This is a genomic window from Candidatus Babeliales bacterium (assembly GCA_035944115.1).
Classification (GTDB): domain Bacteria; phylum Babelota; class Babeliae; order Babelales; family Vermiphilaceae; genus DASZBJ01.
Genome location: DASZBJ010000056.1, coordinates 1 through 2155 on the forward strand (window position 1 = coordinate 1; position 2155 = coordinate 2155).

Here is a 2155-nt window from a genome sequence, read left to right on the forward strand (position 1 = left end):
CGACGACAAAGAAGAGGAAAAAACAAAAGCCTGCTGCAATAAGATAAATTACTTTATATGAATAATTTTGAACAATAGATCCCACAATAAGTGGAGAGAGAAGAAAGGCAAAATTTATAATCGTAAGATACATCGAACGCACTCGGCCAGTTGTTTTCTCTGATCGAAGGGTGTCTTCTAAAAAGACATCGAGGCCGAAGAGCAAAAGTGGAGGTAGTGCTTGAATACATATAAAAAATGTGGCGATTGCAGTTGAATTCTGGCTCATGTAGATGCCAAAGAGTGCAGTTGCTTCAAGAAAAATTGCTGTAAGCAATACACGACCATTACCAAATTTTCGTACAAGGCTTGGACTTGCTATAAAAAAGATAATAGTAATGGCTGAGCCAATGGTATAGAGCAGACTCACTTCCGATTGCGAAAAATACTGAACAAGAAAGTTTGAGTTTATGTAGACAGTGAATGCATAGTGAAGTGAGAGAAAAAGAGCAGCGGCGTATATCCACGTAACTCTGCGCGTAAGGCGTTGTTTCATCATTCTATTATATCAGGCGGAGGGGAAAGTAGGTGTTGATAAGGCAATAAAAAACCGCAGCTTATCTTTGATAAGAAGCTGCGGTGTAAGAGTACTAGCTTGAAGAAAAGCTATTAAAACTTTGACTTGCCTAACATAATACAGTAACCACTATCACTAGCTGCGTAGAAAAGAGTTTTGCGAATTCCTTCTCGACGTTCAATGGGTGTTTGAGCAACAATAGCAACCATACGATGCATGATTGCTAGCTCAATCTTATTAAGATGTTCTTCGAAATCTTCATTCGCCGAACTATCTGTCATCTCTTGAAACAAGTCAAATGCTTGGAAGATTGCAATGATCTCTTCAGTGTTTGCTCGAGCAATCCGATGGAATAGATTGAAGAGTTGCTCGAGAGCATTTGCTGGTGTAAGGTTTTGCAACCGTACAAATGCGTCGATAAGAGGATTATTCATGACTTCTCCTGGTTTGTGTAAAGAACTTTACTACATTATATCATTATTTAATATAAAAGTCAAATAATAAACTACACAAAAAAAGCCTGTAATAGGCCGTTTTTTTGTTGATTATTCATTTGGAGGTTGAGCCTCCAAGTATTACACTCCGAGAAGTACAGGAATAACGATCGGGCGCTTTGCCGTCTGCTGGAAGAGATATTTTGACACGTTGTCGGTGACGACTTGTTTTACATAATCAAAGTTGATTGGATGCATACCTTCAACTGTTTCTTCAATAGTCTTTTTAATGATGTAGCGAGTTTGCTGAAGCAAATCTTGAGATTCACGAAGATAGACGAACCCTCGAGAAATAATATCAGGAGATTTTTTAAGTTTACCCGTTGATGTATTAATCGAAGCAATAAGTACGAACATGCCATCTTGAGCGAGCATTTGTCGATCGCGGATAACCACTTCTTGAATATCGCCGACAGAGAATCCATCAACCATAACCATGCCAGATGGTGCTTTTTCTTTAAGGCGAACAAGTTTGGTTCCTTGATCTCGAATTTCGATAATAGTGCCGTTGTCAGGAATAATAATATGATCTTCAGGCATGCCAAGAGCTTCAATAGCCTGAGCATGGAGACGTAACATGTAGTGATTGCCGTGAACTGGCATGAAGAAATGAGGTTTCACTTTCTTAAACATCCATTCAAGTTCTCCACGATTGCCGTGACCAGATGAGTGAATGTAGACATCTGATGTTCGGTAGTGAATAATTTTCACACCTTGTCGGGCCAGATTGTCTTTCAGCTTCTGAACAGTTTTTTCATTTCCAGGAATAATAGAAGATGAGAGAAGAACAGTATCGCGCTTATTGAGTTTCAAATTCTTATGAGACTTTGTAGCCATTCGCATAAGTGCAGCAAATTCTTCGCCTTGTGCACCTGTTGCTAAGACGATAACACGATCTGGTGGATAGCTTTCGATATCCTGACTATTGATAATAGTATCGCGCTTAATAGTGAGCATGCCAGCAAGCTTTGCCACTTCAATATTTGTTTTCATTGAACGGCCTTCAACGACAATTTTCTTGCCATAGCGCTCCGCGATTTCAATAATCTTAATCATACGTTCCATTTGCGATGCAAATGTTCCAATGATAAGGCGGCCTTTAATA

Annotated in this window: 3 protein-coding genes; all 3 read right to left on the reverse strand. The window is 39.3% G+C overall.

Translation table 11 applies throughout. The features are described from left to right. Positions 1 to 538: MFS transporter (locus tag VGT41_06450; GenBank protein ID HEV2601902.1), on the reverse strand; the 538-nt coding region annotated here is incomplete at its 3' end. Positions 539 to 648: 110 nt separating this feature from the next. Then, the gene (locus VGT41_06455) at positions 649 to 990 is read right to left on the reverse strand and encodes a hypothetical protein (GenBank protein HEV2601903.1); all 342 of its coding nucleotides are present in this window, start codon (positions 988 to 990) and stop codon (positions 649 to 651) included. A 141-nt stretch (positions 991 to 1131) separates the two neighbouring features. Beyond that, positions 1132 to 2155 (reverse strand): ribonuclease J (locus VGT41_06460; GenBank protein HEV2601904.1); only part of this gene is annotated, 1024 nt, incomplete at its 5' end.

Coding starts and splice junctions, on each gene's coding strand:
- VGT41_06455 (HEV2601903.1), bottom strand. CDS start 990: ATGAATAATCCTCTTATCGACGCATTTGTACGGTTGCAAAACCTTACA.